Origin of the sequence: Devosia beringensis (assembly GCF_014926585.1) — a bacterium.
GTDB classification, from domain to species: domain Bacteria; phylum Pseudomonadota; class Alphaproteobacteria; order Rhizobiales; family Devosiaceae; genus Devosia; species Devosia beringensis.
This window is the reverse complement of sequence record NZ_CP045422.1, coordinates 3737898-3752604: the sequence shown is the minus strand read 5'-3', so window position 1 is coordinate 3752604 and position 14707 is coordinate 3737898. Positions and strand designations below refer to the sequence as shown.

The 14707-nt window shown below is 63.6% G+C and carries 14 protein-coding genes; 1 reads left to right on the top strand and 13 read right to left on the bottom strand.

The genetic code is table 11. The features are described 5' to 3' along the window. Position 1: 1 nt before the first annotated feature. The 3 genes from GDR53_RS18225 to yajC form a co-directional block, all read right to left on the bottom strand. The gene (locus tag GDR53_RS18225; protein ID WP_193335834.1) at positions 2–391 is read right to left on the bottom strand and encodes an Mth938-like domain-containing protein; all 390 of its coding nucleotides are present in this window, start codon (positions 389–391) and stop codon (positions 2–4) included. 11 nt (positions 392–402) lie between these two features. Continuing rightward, positions 403–2952 (bottom strand): protein translocase subunit SecD, encoded by a 2550-nt coding sequence (gene secD / locus GDR53_RS18220; RefSeq protein ID WP_193335833.1) that lies wholly within the window; start codon positions 2950–2952, stop codon positions 403–405. Between the two features lie 66 nt (positions 2953–3018). After that, positions 3019–3372, bottom strand: coding sequence for a preprotein translocase subunit YajC (yajC, locus tag GDR53_RS18215; protein WP_193335832.1), 354 nt, complete (start codon positions 3370–3372; stop codon positions 3019–3021). 201 nt (positions 3373–3573) lie between these two features. Here yajC and GDR53_RS18210 point away from each other — a divergent pair, with 201 nt between their 5' ends. Continuing rightward, positions 3574–4455: an ATP-binding protein gene (locus GDR53_RS18210; RefSeq protein WP_193335831.1), complete on the top strand. Its 882-nt coding sequence runs from the start codon at positions 3574–3576 to the stop codon at positions 4453–4455. A 49-nt stretch (positions 4456–4504) separates the two neighbouring features. On the opposite strand, the gene GDR53_RS18205 is transcribed toward GDR53_RS18210, so the two are convergent. From GDR53_RS18205 to GDR53_RS18160, 10 genes are all read right to left on the bottom strand, one after another. Continuing rightward, complete coding sequence (locus GDR53_RS18205) at positions 4505–5356, bottom strand: M23 family metallopeptidase (protein WP_210321360.1); 852 nt, start codon at positions 5354–5356, stop codon at positions 4505–4507. Positions 5357–5925: 569 nt separating this feature from the next. Continuing rightward, positions 5926–6693, bottom strand: a complete 768-nt coding sequence (gene surE / locus GDR53_RS18200; RefSeq protein WP_193335829.1) for a 5'/3'-nucleotidase SurE — start codon at positions 6691–6693, stop codon at positions 5926–5928. Further along, on the bottom strand, positions 6693–8021 hold the full coding sequence (serS, locus tag GDR53_RS18195; protein WP_193335828.1) for a serine--tRNA ligase: 1329 nt from the start codon (positions 8019–8021) through the stop codon (positions 6693–6695). Before serS ends, surE begins: the two co-directional genes overlap by 1 nt. Before the next feature lie 111 nt (positions 8022–8132). Beyond that, the gene (tatC, locus tag GDR53_RS18190; protein ID WP_193335827.1) at positions 8133–8951 is read right to left on the bottom strand and encodes a twin-arginine translocase subunit TatC; all 819 of its coding nucleotides are present in this window, start codon (positions 8949–8951) and stop codon (positions 8133–8135) included. 2 nt (positions 8952–8953) lie between these two features. Then, complete coding sequence (tatB, locus tag GDR53_RS18185) at positions 8954–9811, bottom strand: Sec-independent protein translocase protein TatB (RefSeq protein ID WP_193335826.1); 858 nt, start codon at positions 9809–9811, stop codon at positions 8954–8956. Between the two features lie 42 nt (positions 9812–9853). Then, entirely contained in the window at positions 9854–10057 is a 204-nt protein-coding gene (gene tatA / locus GDR53_RS18180; RefSeq protein ID WP_193335825.1) for a twin-arginine translocase TatA/TatE family subunit, read from the bottom strand. A 62-nt stretch (positions 10058–10119) separates the two neighbouring features. Next, complete coding sequence (locus GDR53_RS18175; protein ID WP_193335824.1) at positions 10120–11214, bottom strand: ABC transporter ATP-binding protein; 1095 nt, start codon at positions 11212–11214, stop codon at positions 10120–10122. Beyond that, entirely contained in the window at positions 11214–11870 is a 657-nt protein-coding gene (scpB, locus tag GDR53_RS18170; RefSeq protein WP_193335823.1) for an SMC-Scp complex subunit ScpB, read from the bottom strand. The genes GDR53_RS18175 and scpB overlap by 1 nt, the downstream gene beginning before the upstream one ends. Then, the gene (locus GDR53_RS18165) at positions 11867–12655 is read right to left on the bottom strand and encodes a segregation and condensation protein A (protein WP_193335822.1); all 789 of its coding nucleotides are present in this window, start codon (positions 12653–12655) and stop codon (positions 11867–11869) included. Before GDR53_RS18165 ends, scpB begins: the two co-directional genes overlap by 4 nt. A gap of 99 nt (positions 12656–12754) precedes the next feature. Then, positions 12755–14197 carry an SPOR domain-containing protein gene (locus GDR53_RS18160; protein WP_193335821.1) on the bottom strand — a complete coding sequence of 481 codons (1443 nt, stop codon included), beginning with the start codon at positions 14195–14197 and terminating at the stop codon, positions 12755–12757. Positions 14198–14707 lie beyond the last annotated feature (510 nt).

Sequence of the window (14707 nt, the reverse complement as noted above, 5' to 3'; positions counted from 1 at the left end):
CTCAGCGAACCCGGTCGACTGCGATCAAGGCCGCGGCCACGGCGCGGTGTTCGGCGAGCAGTACATTATAGGTCCGCACCGCACTGCCCGTGGTAATGGCCTCGACGATGATGCCATGCGCGCGCAGCGCCGCCCGTACATCCGGCGACAGACCGGTAATGTCGTGACCCAGCCCGATCATGAGGACGTCGATGTCGTCAGCCGCGGCAATCAACGGCGTCAGGCTGTCCAGCGTGATCTCTGCCGGCGTCGTCACGGCCCAGCCCAGCATGCCCGTGGGCAGGCACAGCAGAGAGCCGCGATGCGACATCTCGGCAAAGCGGAAACCGCTATTGCCATAGGCATCGATGCCGACCTGCTGCGGAAAGTGGCCGGCACCGGGAAGCGTCATCTCCAGGGCCTTCAGACCGCCGACCCGTCGGCCAGCTTGCCCTTGCCGTCTTCGTCATTTTCCGACTTCGCCTTGAGGCCGAAATTGATCAGGATCGGGCCGTTGACGATGATCGAGGAGTACATGCCCACGAACACGCCGAAGGTCATGGCGATGGTGAAGCTGCGAATGACTTCGCCACCGAAGATCACCAGCGGAATCAGCGCCAGGAACACTGTGAACGAGGTCAGCGACGTGCGCACGATGGTCTGGTTGATCGACATGTCGATCAGCTCGGGCAGCGGCATCTTGCGGTGCTTTCGGAGGTTCTCTCGCACGCGGTCAGAAATCACCACGGTTTCGTTGAGCGACAGACCCACCAATGTCAGCACCGCCGCGATGGAGGTAAGGTTGAACTCCAGCCCCGTCAGCGAATAGAGCCCGATCGTCATGATGATATCATGCGTAGTGGTCGTGACCGCCGCCATGGCGAACTGCCATTCGAAGCGGAACCAGATATAGACTAGGATGGCCAGCAGGGCGATGACGACCGCGATAGTGCCCTTCCAGGCCAGCTCGCTCGACACGGTGCCGCTGACGGCCTCGGTACTGCGGATGGTGTAGTTTTCGGTCGCCAAGGCCTCACGTACCTTGGCCACGGCCACCTGGTCGGCATCCTGGCCGCCTTCCTGGGCCTGCACGCGCACCAGCACATCCTCTGGTGTACCAAAGCCCTGCACCTGCACCTCGCCCAGCTCGAGGCCGGCAAGAATTTCGCGCACACTGCCGACATCGGCCGGGCCGCCATCATGCTGGATGACGATGGCCGTACCGCCGACAAAGTCGATGCCGAGGTTGAAGCCCTTGAAATAGGCAGAGCCGATCGAGAGCAAGCTGGCCACGATCGAAAAGGCGATCACATAGCGGCTGATCTTCATGAACGGAATTCTAGTGCCGTCCGGAATGAAGCGGAAATGCTGGATCTTCAGCGTCTTGGGCCGGCGCGCCCGATACCACATGCCCACGAAATACAGCGTCACCGTGTAGGACGTGAACAGCGACGTCAGAATGCCTAGAGCCAGTGTTACGGCAAAACCCTGAACCGGGCCTGAGCCGAGGAAGTACAGCACGACGGCGGCGATCAGCTGGGTCAGATGAGAGTCGATAATCGTCCCCCAGGCCCGCGCGAAGCCCGCATTGATCGCCTGCAGCGGCGACTTTCCGGACTTCTGTTCCTCTCGCATGCGCTCGTAGATCAGCACGTTGGCGTCGACCGCCATGCCGATGGTCAGCACAATGCCGGCAATACCGGGCAGGGTCAGCGTGGCGCCCAGCATCGACAGCGCGCCGAAGATCAGCACGATGTTGAGGATGAGCGAGATATTGGCAAAGACGCCGAACAGACCGTAGGCAACAATCATGAAGGCAACGACCAGCGTCGCCGCGACGATACCGGCCGTCAGGCCATGCTGGATGGAGTCGGCACCCAGGCTGGCGTCAACCGTGCGCTCCTCGACGACGTCAAGCGAGGCCGGCAAGGCACCGGCGCGCAGCAGGACAGCCAGATCATTGGCCGTTGCCGTGGTGAAGCTGCCGCTGATCTGGCCGGTGCCGCCAGTAATAGCGGACTGGATGACCGGCGCGGTGATGACCTGATCGTCGAGCACGATGGCAAAGCGCTTGCCGACATTGGACGAGGTGATCTGGCCAAAGGTAATGGCGCCGCGGGTATCGAAGCGGAAACTGACCACGGGCATGGCCCGCTGCTGGTCATAGCTGGGCTGGGCATCAACCAGCGATTCGCCGCCAAGGGCGACATCTTCATAAAGCAGTTCGCTGCCGCCATCCTGGCTGGGCAGGATCATCGTGCCGGCCGGCAGGCCCTGGGCCTCGGCCTGGGCAGCGGTCATGCCGGGATAGACCATGTGGAAGGTAAGGCGCGCCGTGCGGGAAATAATGTCCTTGAGGCGCTGGCTGTCGCCAAAGCCGGGAACCTGCACCAGCACGCGATTGGTGCCCTGGCGCTGGATCGACGGTTCGGTGGTGCCCAATTCGTCGACGCGCTTGCGGATGACCTCGATCGACTGGGCCACCAACGCCGAGGTGCGCTCGGTAATGCCTTCCGGGGTGAGCGAAACCGTCAGCTTGCCATCGGCGGTCTCGCCAAATGACAGTTCCTGGGTGCCGCCAACGGCGATCAGCGAATTGCTAATATTGTTCTGCAGTGCCTCGATCGCGGTGCGCGCCGCGTCGCGCTGCGTCGGATCGGTGAGCTCGACCGACAGGGTCCGGCTGGGCTCGTCGGTGGTGATGATGTTGCCGATGCCGTTCTGGTTGGCCAACGTATTGCGCACGTCGCGCCGCAAGGTCTGCAACCGCTCGGTAACGATGCCGCCTTCGTCCACCTGTAGCAGCAGATGCGAGCCGCCCTGCAGATCGAGGCCGAGCACCACCGTCTGCCGCGGCAAAAAACCGGGCCAGGAATCCCGCACATCCTGAGGCAGGAAACTGGGTATGGCGAACAGCACACCCATGAGTGCGACAAAGGCGATGATGGCGGTACGGACCGGCGAGAACTGCATTTAAGTCGTCCTGAAAGGTAAAAAGCCGGAGCCCTTAGGCTCCGGCAAAAAATTGGCAGGCCGCTATCAGGCGGGCTTGTTGTCGTTGACCGGCTCGGCCTTGCTGCGCACATCCGCGACCATGCCGCGCACCAGCTTCACCTTGACGCCGGTAGCGATCTCGACTTCGAGATCTTCGCCATCAACGGCCTTGGTCACCTTGCCGACAATGCCGCCAGTGGTCACGACGGTATCGCCGCGACGAATGGCCGACAGCATGGCCTGCTGGGCTTTCAGGCGCTTCTGCTGTGGCCGGAAGATCAGGAACCAGAAGATCACGACCAGCAGCAGAATCGGCATCATCTGGATGAAGATGTCGGTCATGCCACCGGCGGGAGCGGCGGCGCCGGCTGCCTGGGCATAAGCGGGCGTTACAAACATGGCGAGTTCCTTGGTTTCTTCTTGGTTTGGGAGGGACTGCGCCAGTCGAGCTAGAGCACGGCACGATGCCACTGGACGCATGTGGGGCTTGTTGCACTTGCGCCCCGATCAAAATCGGGCGGACTATACATTTGCGATCCCGTGATTGCAAAGGCATTCCGGGAGCTGCAAATTGCCGCGCCGAGCTTGAGGATAATCGCCTTGAAGAGCAAAGACCATCTCGCCGACATCAGTGCCAAACTCGACGCAATCGCCAATGCCTTGAAGGCCTTGGCTCCTACCGACGCGATCAATACCCCCGTGCTGGGCCCCGCCAATGCCTATCACTGGGACGGCGATTCGGGCGCCCTCCATCCGGTGGCAGAGGTCAGCCGCGTGCCGCTGGCCATGCTCAAGGGCATCGACGCCGTGCAGGACATCCTGCTGCGCAATACCGAGCAGTTCGCCCGCGGGCACGGCGCCAACAATGCGCTGCTCTGGGGCGCCCGCGGCATGGGCAAGAGTTCCCTCGTCAAGGCCATCCATGGCGATATCCTGGAACGCAGCAGCGAAGGCTTTGACCGCCTGGTGCTAATCGAGATCGCCAGGGAAGACCTCGAGACCCTCCCTGCCCTGATGCGTCGAATTGCTCACGAGCCGGCGCGCTTCGTGGTGTTCTGTGACGATCTGAGCTTTGACAATGGGGAGACCAGCTACAAGTCGCTCAAGACCATTCTCGATGGCGGGCTGGAGGGGCGCCCCGACAATGTGCTGTTCTATGCCACCTCCAACCGCCGCCATCTGATGCCGCGCGACATGATCGAGAACGAGCGCTCGACGGCCATCAATCCCGGCGAAGCCGTCGAGGAAAAGGTCTCGCTCTCGGACCGCTTTGGCCTCTGGCTGGGTTTTCACAATTGCGATCAGCCGACCTATCTCAGCATGGTCACCGGCTATGCGCGCCACTGTGGCCTGGAGATTGATGCCGCCGAATTGCAGGCTCGCGCCATCGAATGGGCCGCGACGCGCGGCGCACGATCAGGGCGGGTCGCCATCCAGCTGGTGCGCACACTGGCCGGCGAAATGGGCAAGGCCGCCCCATAAGGCAAAACCCCCGCCGGTGTGGCGGGGGTCTTACCAGGAGGAGACGGTGTCAGCTGGCCAGCAGCGGCACCGGATCAACCGGGGTCGCGCCCTTGCGCAGTTCAAAGTGCAGTTGCGGCTTGGTCACCGAGCCAGTCTGCCCGGCAGCGCCGATGGTATCGCCACGATTGACATTGGCGCCCTTGGCCACGTTCATCGCCCCTAGATGGGCATAGGCGGAGACGTAGCCATTGGGATGGCGGATCAGGACGAGGTTGCCATAGCCCTCGACGCCCGAGCCGACATAGATGACGGTGCCGTTTTCGGCAGCCTTCACCGAGGAGCCCTCGGCAGCTTCGATATTGATGCCGGTGCCCTTGGAGGCGGCAAAATCCACAAGCACCCGGCCGCTGACCGGCCAACGGAACTTGTCACTGCCTGACATTGCAGGCTCTGCGACTGGTGCGGGCGCCGTGGCTACCGCAACCGGTGCTGCAACAGCAGGCGCCGGCCTTGCAGCCGGTACCGTGCCGGCCTGCAAGGCGTTGGGAGCGGCAGTCGGCAGGGTCTGCTGGGCAGGTGCCGGAGCACTGACGGCGCCTGCCGAAGCAGTTTGCGTCGACTGGCCCTTGGTGATCAGCAGGTCCGAACGGCCGGGAATGATGATCTTCTGGCCAACCACGATCTTGTCGGGCGATTCCAGATTATTGGCCTGCACCAGCGACTGCGTGGTCACCTCATAGCGACGCGCAATGGTGTACAGCGACTCGCCGCTGGCAATGGTGTGGCTGAACGTGCCGCCGCCAGCGGGCGGCGTCGGCGTAGTCGATGCCAGGGTCGGCACGGCACTGTTGGTCGGCATGCTGCCAAGGGCGGCGGGAGAGGGCATGGTCGCTGACGCGAAGGCGGGCTGGGCTTGCATGGCTGGAACGGATCCCTGGGGCGAATTGCTCAAAGCGGGTAGAGTTTGCGACTGCACGGTCGGTATGGATCCGCCGTTGGCCAGCGGCGCGGGCTGGCTATAGGCGGTCTGCGCCGGCTGGCCCCACAGCGGCTGCACCGCCTGTGGCTGCCCCATTCCACCGACATTGGCCGGTGGCACAAATTGAGCTTCAGCCACCATGTTCTGCGGTGCCCCAAGGCTGCTGGGCATGGGCTGACTGTAGGATTGGGGAGCGGCCTGCGGCAGAGAGCCGGTCGTGGTAGGGTCGCCAAAGGCGCGACTCCCCAGACTGGAACATCCGGACAGGGCAACGGCAGCAATCAGAAGGCCAGCCATCGCAACGGCACTTTTAGGTGCCCGGCGGGATACGCGGATACTCATCAGCTTACTCGTACGCAGGTACTCAACACGACTTTGAGACTAGGCCGGTAAGGTAAAGATGAGTTTAAAGCCGATGCGATTTGAGCAAAAACGCACCCACCCGATTCCGGATTGGGTAAGGTTAAGACCTTGGGGCTGTGCAAAAGCCTGCTGGCGCCGATAAAACCCTAGAGGCTGAGACTGCCATTGAGCCGCTCAGCCAGGGCCATATCGGTCTGCTGCAGCATCAGCGGCGTCACCGTCACATAGAAGTCGCGGCGCAGGCTCTCGAAATCGGCACCCCGATCCAGCGGCAGCGGCGTCTCGGGGATGGCAACGAAGAATTTGCCCGGATTGTCACTGGCATAATAGCGAAACGGCGAGCGCGAGAAGCGCTGCAGCGGGACAACCGCGATACCCTTGGTGACCGCCGGGTCGCAGAACGGGAAGTTGACGTTGTAATAGTGCCCCCTTCCGTCTGCGGCGGCGATGATGGCCCGCGCGGTAGCCAAGCCATGGGTCCTGGCATTGGACCAGTCGACGTCGCGGCTGACCTCATAGTCCACGCCCTGGCTCATGGCGATGCCGATGGCGCCTTGCATGGCGCCTTCGCGGGCGCCGGCAGCCGTGCCTGAACAGTTGACGATGTCGCCCAGATTCTGGCCGGCATTGACGCCCGAAAGCACAACGTCGGCGGGCCTGTCACCCAGGAGATGGGTCATGCCGGCAACGACGCAATCAGCGGGCGAGCCGCCCACCACGGCAAACGTGCGGGCATCGCGGGTTTCGATTGTAAGTTCGTGACCGAAGCTGAGGCGGTGCCCTGCCCCGGACTGATTGCCATCAGGCGCCACGATCCAGACGTCATCGCTGAGCGCCCGGGCAATATCGGCCATGATGGCGATGCCAGGCGCATCCACACCATCGTCATTGGTGATGAGGATGCGCAGGCTCATCAATGGCCGCCGATGGACTTGAGACCGCCCATATAGGGCTGCAGCACGTCGGGCACCAGCACGGTGCCATCCTCCTGCTGGTAGTTTTCCAGCACGGCGATCAGGCAGCGCCCGACCGCGGTCCCCGAGCCATTGAGCGTATGGACATAGCGCGGCGCCTGCTTGTCGCCGGCAGGGCGATAGCGGGCCTCCATGCGCCGGGCCTGGAAATCGCCACAGACCGAGACCGAGGAGATTTCGCGATAGGTGTCCTGGCCCGGCAGCCAGACTTCCAGGTCATAGGTGCGGCGGGCGCCAAAGCCGGTATCCCCGGTGCATAGATGCATGACGCGGTAATGCAGGCCCAGCTTCTGCAGCACGGCCTCGGCACAGGTCAACATGCGCTCATGCTCGTCGGCAGCGGTTTCCGGCGTGGTGATGGAGACCATCTCCACCTTGTTGAACTGGTGCTGGCGCAACATGCCGCGCGTGTCGCGGCCGGCTGACCCAGCTTCCGAACGGAAGCAGGGCGTCAGAGCGGTCATGCGCAGTGGCAGCTCTTCTTCCGCCAGGATGGATTCGCGCACCATATTGGTCAGCGGCACTTCGGCGGTCGGGATTAACGCCAGACGCCCCTCGCCATGCGGCGTGAAGAACAGGTCTTCCTCGAACTTCGGCAGCTGGTTGGTGCCGAACAGCGCATCGTCCTTGACCAGCAGCGGCGGCTGCACTTCGAGATAGCCGTGCTCGGTCGTGTGCAGATCGAGCATGAACTGGCCGAGCGCGCGTTCGAGCCGGGCAACTTCGCCCTTGAGCACGACAAAGCGGCTGCCCGAAAGCTTGGCCGCGGTCTCGAAATCCATCAGCCGGGCGGCAACGCCGACCTCGTAATGCTCTTTGGGCGCAAAGCCGAAGCTCGGCTTGGGCGCGCGCTGGATGGCCGCCGTCTCGGGCGTGCCATTGCGGCCGAAATATTCGACATTGTCCGTTTCGTCGCTGCCCTCGGGCACGTCGTCGAATACCAGGTTGGGAATGACCGACAGCGAAGCCTGCAGTTCAGCATCGATGGCACGCTGATCGGCTTCGCCCTGAGGAATGAACTCCTTGAGCCGGGCCACTTCGGCCATCAGTTCGGCCGCCTTGGCGTCGTCCTTCTGCGCCTTGGCCTGACCGATCTGCTTGGACAGCGCATTGCGCTGTTCCTGAGCATCATTGAGCCGACCGATGATCTCGCGCCGCCGATCGTCGATCGCCAGCAGATCGGACGAACGGACGGAAGCCCCCTTGCGCCGCGAGACGGCAGCATCGAAGACGTCGGCGTTGGCTCTGATCCACTTGATATCGAACATGGCTGTTACGGGCACCGCCCGCCTCTGATTGGTACAGGCTGAAGATTGCTCGTGACGCGCCTGCCAGGCCACGAGGGAATTTCCCCCTCGGCCTGGTTGCAGGCCGACGGTCTAGTCGGACGATGAACTGGCAGCTTCCGCATCCTGCGCCGCAAGACTGGCTGCACGGCGGCGCTCGACCATCCGGACGGAGATAATCGAGAGTTCGTAGAGCAGGTACATGGGCACAGCAAGGCCGATCTGGGAGATCGGATCGGGTGGCGTGATGAACGCGGCAAAGATCAGGATGCCCACGATCGCGTAGCGCCGGCCGGCCTTGAGCATGTCGACATGAACCAGATCGATCTGCGCCAGCAGCGTCAGTACGACGGGCAACTGGAAACAGATACCAAAGGCCAGAATTAGCAGCATTGCCAGGCCGAGATACTCGCTTACCTGGGTCATCATCTCGATGTCTTCGGTCTGCATCCCGGCAAAAAAGTGCAGCGCCATAGGCAGCACGACCAGATAGACCAAGGCCGCTCCGGCTACGAAAAATACCGGCGTAGCAATCAGATAGGGAATGAACGCCTTGCGTTCATGCTTGTAGAGGCCAGGCGCCACGAACATGTAGATCTGGCTGGCGACGATCGGGAAGCCAAGGAAAATGGCACCAAACAGCGCCACGTTCAAATAGGTAAAGAACAGCTCCTGCGGCGCCGTAAAGATCAGCTTGGTGTCGGGAACCGCGCTCTTGTAGGGGATCAGCAGCCAGTCATAGATTGTGCTGGCGAAAATGAAACAGAACGCCATAAGCACGACAATGGTGATCGCTGAATAGATCAGCCGCTTGCGCAGCTCTACCAGATGCTCGAGCAGCGGGGCTTCGCTGCCGGCCAGCTCATCGGGTTTTTCGGCGCTGTTGTCTTCAATCTGCTTGAGATCGGCCATGCTTAGTTATCCCCGGCCTTGTCGGCAGTGGTTGTGGCTGTCTCTGACGTTGGTCTTGCTGCTGCACGCTTGCTGGCCGCCGGCTTGGCAACAGGTGCCTTGACCGATGCTGGGACCACGGCTGCATCCGCTGAGGGCTTGGCCATAGAGGCTTTGACCGGTGCGGGCTTGGAGCCCACAGGCTTGGCTACGGCGGCCTTCTTCACAGCCGCAGTTTTCGACACAGCCGACTTTGCGGCAGCGGGTTTGACCGGCTTGCTTGCCGCGACAGGCTTGCTTGCTGCTGCAGGCTTGGCGACGTCGGCGGAAATGGGTGCCAGGTCTGTGGTTACAACCGGGCTTGTCGGCGCGGCCTTGGCCTTGGCAGGTGCCTTGGCCTTGGCTGGCGCCTTCTTTGTCGCGGCAGCGACCGGCTTGGCGACAGTCGCCGTGGAAGTCGTCGGCGCCGGTCCCGCGGGTTTGAAGCCTGCCGCCTTGGCGGCCTCGTCGGCGGTCAGGGGGACTGCAGCCGCTGTCATGCCCGCCTTGGCCTTGATCTCGTCAACCACGCTCTCGGCCGCCGGATTGGTCGGCTTGATAACGCCGGAAGGCTTGGCGCCCGTCGGGGTCATCGCATTGAATTCCTTGCGGATTTCGTCAGCCGATTTCTTGAGAGGAGAGGTTATGGAATTGCGCAGATTGCGCACCTCGTCGAGGCCGGTCGTCTTGTTGATCTCACGCTGGAACTCACTGCCCATGCGCCTGAGCTGGCCAATGATCTTGCCGACGCGGCTCATCACCACCGGCAAGTCCTTGGGTCCGATGAAAATCAGCGCCATGACGCCGATCACCAGCATCTCCGTCCAGCCCAAGCCGAGCATATATCAATTCCTCAAAGCAACAGCGCGACCGGCGGATGCGTACTAGACGTCTTTCTTTTCGGGCTGGACAGGCTCGGTGCTGGCTACCCGCTCGACGGGCTTGTCCTCGTCGTCCTTCATGCCCTTCTGGAAGGCTTTGATGCCCGAGGCAACTTCACCCATCATGCCGGAGATCTTGCCGCGACCGAACAGCAGGATGACGACGACGGCAACAACGAGAATACCCCAAATTCCTGGCGCGTGCATTTTGGACTCCCTAGATTTTCTTCAGAACGCGTTACACGCGGATATATAGGCCAGAAATAGGTTCAAATGCGCGGAAACACAAGAACGTGTTCCCGGTTCAGCGTGACGAATACGTCCTGGCCAACGGCCAGTGCCGAACTGGCCGGCTGACGCACGCCCAGCGGGGCATCGAGGCCCTCCACCTTGACCTCGCACAGGTCTTCGCCGATCGCGTCGCGCTTGCTGACCACCCGGCCTGGTGTACCTGGCCCGCTTGACCGGAGCCGCGCGCCGCCGGCCGGGCGGATGGCAACGGTGACGGGCGTACCATCGGCCAGTTCCGGGGTCGGCACCGCGCCCAGCGGCGTCTGCGCCTGTCCATCGGCCACCACTGTCTCGATCTCGCTGAGGGGCGAAAAGAAGCGTGCGGCACTCAGATCGATCGGCTGTCGGTAGATATCGGCGCCTGTGCCGATCTGGGCGATCCGGCCATGACGTAGCAGGGCAACCCGATCACCCAGAATCATGGCCTCTTCGGGGTCATGGGTGACGATCAGGCTGGTGACATTGGTTTCCCGCAATACGGCCAGGGTTTCCTCACGGACGGTTTCCCGCAGGCGGGCGTCGAGGCTCGAAAACGGCTCGTCGAGCAGCAATACGCCGGGGCGCGGCGCCACACTGCGGGCAAGCGCCAGGCGCTGCTGCTGCCCGCCTGACAGCATGTGCGGATAATCGGCCTCCCGGTCGCCCAGCCCCACCCGGCGCAGGGCGGCTCGGGCCTGGGCGAGCGCTGCCGGACGACCCAGCTTGCGCAGGCCAAAGAGCACATTCTGCAGCACCGTCAGGTGCGGAAACAGGGCGAAATCCTGAAACATCAGGCCGACGCCGCGCCGGTCGGTGGGCACGGTCATGCCCGGCGTCGAAACGATCTGGCCATTGATGCGGACAGCACCGGCATGAATAGGTTGGATGCCGGCCGCCACACGCAACGCCGTGGATTTGCCGGAGCCCGATTCGCCCAGCAGGCAGACGATCTCGCCCGGCCGCAGGGTGAGGCTGAACTGGCTGAGCACCGCCCTGCCCCCCAGGCGCACATCGACAGCGTCAAATTCGAGTGTCGCGGCAAAGCTGACACCCGTGGTGCCGCGCGTGCCCCAGCCTGCAAGTTCTTCCGTCATCAGGCGTTTTCGTCCTCATCGTCGACATCGTCGGGGTCCAGTGGATCCTCGTCTTCGCGCAAGGCGCCGTCAAAGGGAAGCGGGATCTGCATGGATGACGGCAGGCGACCCGACAGCAGGCCGGCCCCCTTGAGCTCTTCGAGTCCGGGCAAATCCGAGAGGCTTTCCAACCCGAAGTGGTCAAGAAAAGCGTCGGTAGTGCCGTAGGTTACCGGTCGCCCGGGCGTGCGGCGACGGCCGCGCATACGGATCCAGCCGGCTTCCATCAACAGATCGATCGTGCCCTTGCCGGTGGCGACGCCGCGGACCTCTTCGATCTCGGCCCGGGTGGACGGCTGGTGGTAGGCGATGATGGACAGGGTTTCGAGTGCGGCACGCGACAGGGGGCGAGTCTCCTGCTCCTCGCGCCGCAGCAGGAAGCCAAGGTCCTCGGCGGTGCGGAACGCCCATTTGTCCCCGCGCTGCACCAGGTTGACGCCGCGGCCGGCATAGCGCTGCTGCAGGGTCAGGAGCAGGTTAGCAATGTCCGCGCCTTCACCCAAATATGCTAGCAGACTGTTAGCGTCGAGGGGCTCACTTGACGCAAAAAGCACCGCTTCGAGCACGCGCAGGTTGCGCTCAACCACCTCACTGGTTTCAGAAAAATCGCCAATCACGGCGTTTGCGCCTTGCGACGCCGCATCAGCAGCGGACCGAAAGCCTCGGTCTGGCGCAGATCGATCTGCCCGAGGCGGACCAGTTCAAGGCTTGAGGCAAAGCTCGAGGCGCGAACCGTGGCCCGCTCGGCGGGCGTGGCGAGATAGTCGGCAAGATAGCTGTCCATCGCCACCCATTCAAAACTATCACCAATCAGGCGCTGGAGGATATCGCGCGCATCCTGCAGCGACCAGACTGTGCGCTGGAGGGGAGCGTAGTCGGTACTGATGCCTTTTTCGCGCTGGATAGAATAGGCCTTGAGCAGGTCATAGAGGCTGGCCTCCCAGAGGCTGCGCCGCTCGATCTGGATGGGTTCGGGCATGCCGCGGGCATAGACCGCCAGGCCGAGGCGCGGACGATTCATCAATTGGTTGGCGGCGCGGCGCATGGCTTCGAGGCGCTTGAGGCGGAACTGCAGCATGGCCGCCAGCATCTCGCCGGACGGCTCGTCGTCGGACGCGGCCTGCGGCACCATCAGGCGGCTCTTGAGGTAGGCAAGCCAGGCGGCCATGACCAGATAGTCGGCCGCCAGTTCTATGCGCTTTTCGCGCACCTTCTCGATGAACAGAAGATATTGCTCAGCCAGTGCCAGCACCGAAATGGCAGCCAGATCCACCTTCTGGCGGCGCGCCAGATCCAGCAACAGATCAAGCGGCCCCTCATAGCCGTCGACATCGACATAGAGGATGTCGTCATCGTCGGATGGGGCCGGCGTGGCAAACCAGTCAGTCTGGGCGGAGGTCATCAAAGCACGCCTGGCTGCAGAAACATCGGGCCATCCTTGGCCGCTGCGCCGGCAAGCGTCAAGCTTGGCGGCGCCAGTGAACGGGCGCTACGCGCCCGATCACATGGTGAAGCAGTCGCCACCCGCCGCCTTGACATTCGTGCAGATCAGATTGGCCTGTTCCAGCGAGGCCGCCGGAACCCGCACGCGATAGTAGATGCCCCTGGTACCCAGATCGACACGCTGGACTTCCAGATTGGCGCCGGCGAACAGCGGTCCATAACGGGTGACCATGTTCTGGGCCGACTGGCGCGCATCGGCCTCGCTACGCTGCGACGCCAGTTGGACATAGGCCGGCGCAGTATCGCCCAGCGCCGCCACTTCGGTGGCACCCGGCACGGTCAGGGACGGCGCCGCCTCGGCGGCGGGAGCCACCGCGGCAGCCGGCGCTGCCGCAGTTTCCGTTCCCGACGGCGCGGCGCTGGCCAGCCTGAGGCCGGTCGGTCGCATCAGCGGAATGGTCGCAGACTTGCCGGCAATAGCCGCACCCGTCAGGTCGACGGCGGGAACCGTCGAGCCGGGCTCAACGGGAACGACCGTTGGCAAGGCCGGAACGACCTCAGCAACCGGCTCAACCGGTTCGACGGGAGCGACGCTGGCGAGCAGTTCGGGCGTCGCCGTTTCTGCTCCCGGCACGGCGGGCACATTGGGACGATCCACCGGCAGAATGGCACTGCCCGCTACGCTTTCATCACCGCTGACAATGGTGCCATCGGGACGAACCTTGACGGTGCGCACCTTGCGATTGGCCAGCCCCTCGTCGCCAAGATCGGCAGCGCCGGCGGCGACCTGGGTCACTTCGTTGACATCGGTCTGGTCACGCGAGACCAGTTGTTCGTCAGCACCGGGCGCACTGCCGTCCATCTCGTTGAAGACCACGGACTGGGCCGCCGTGCCGTCGTCTGCGGCAGCGACGGGAGCAACTTCCTTTACCGGCGCACTGTCGGCTGTGAGTAGCGGCGGGGGCCCTTCCTCACGACCGCCCAGGCCAAGCACCCAGTAAAGACCGAAGCCGGCAGCAAGCAGCAGTGTAACGGCAACCAGGGGACCGGCCAGCGCGCGCGACATGCCCATGGCACGACGCTGGCGCGGTGCAGCCCGGAAAGTTTCAAGCCCGGAATCCGAGGCGACAGGATCATGGACCCAGCCGACCTTGGCGCCTGTCGCCTCGGCGGCGGCAAAAATGGTTTGATCGGCAGCCGAGAGATTGTCAGCCGCCGGATTGGGAAGCACCGGCGTGGCCAGACTGCGCAGCGCCGGACTGGGTACCGGCCGCTGCGGCGGTGGCGCTGCGGGTGCCGGATCGGGCACGATGGCGCGCGTTTCATCTTCGGGCAGATCGAATTCGACCCGCATGGCGCGGCCGATCAGGTTTTCAATCTCATCGATGGGATCGAGTACGACGGCACTGTCGGCGACTGGAACCGGGGCAACGGCCACCGGCGTTGCCGTCTGACGGGCTGTCGGAGAGGGTTCGACCGGCGCGTTGGCAACCGGTGCCACTGGCGAACCCAGCCCGAATACGGGTGGGACCCGGAAGCGGTCAGGCTCAGGTCGCGAGCCCCCAAGGCTTACGCCATGCTGAGCGCCCGCTGTAGCGGCGACTGTTGTGGACATCAAAACCGGCGCCGGCGACTGCGTTGGCGACGGAGCCGTCCGCTCGGGTTGCGGTTCCGGCTCGGGCGCTGGATGTGCGGCCAGCTCGGCAGAAATCAAATCGGCGATGCTGTCGTGTTCCTGATCCGGCGCAACCGAACTGGGCTCGACTTCTGGCGCAGGCTCGGTCGGGGCAACAAAATGCCGGGGCACCATGGCGGGCGTGGCCGGAATCGCTGGCGCGTCCTCGAGACCGGACGGCGGCGCACCGGCGGCGAGAATGTCAAAATCAAACTGGAACGGCGCGGACTTTGGCGCTACCGCCGCGCTTGGGCGCGCCGATAGGACGGGCTCAGCCGCAACTGCCGGGCTGGTCGCACCAGGCTGGTTGGCTGCGGCTGGCGCGCGCACGGAATC